Source organism: Streptosporangium heterodermiicola, assembly GCF_051390675.1.
Classification (GTDB): Bacteria; Actinomycetota; Actinomycetes; order Streptosporangiales; family Streptosporangiaceae; genus Streptosporangium.
The window spans coordinates 1-277 of record NZ_JBPJSR010000140.1 but is presented as its reverse complement, the minus strand read 5'-3'; the positions used below and the strand labels follow the sequence as shown (position 1 = coordinate 277).

The 277-nt window shown below is 72.6% G+C and carries 1 protein-coding gene; it reads right to left on the bottom strand.

What is annotated here, in order from left to right; all coding sequences use genetic code 11:
* On the bottom strand, window positions 1–277 hold a 277-nt coding region (locus ACSC1Q_RS43250; protein WP_436764554.1), incomplete at both ends, for a hypothetical protein.

Sequence of the window (277 nt, the reverse complement as noted above, 5' to 3'; positions counted from 1 at the left end):
CCGCACCAGCGCCGAACCGCCCGACCGCACCGCACGCCGCACCGGACCACGCACCAGACCGCGCAGCAACACGGGCAGTGCCTCGCCCCGCGAACGCAAGGCCGGAACATCCACTCGCAACGGCACCAGCGCCGCCACATCCACCGCGAGACCGGCATCGAACAGCGCCAGTCCCTCGTCCACCGAGAGTGCCGGCAGGCCCTGCCTGCGCATCCGCTCCCGGTCGGCCTCGGTCAACCAGCCGCTCAACCCGGTGTCGGCATCCCACAGCCCGTAG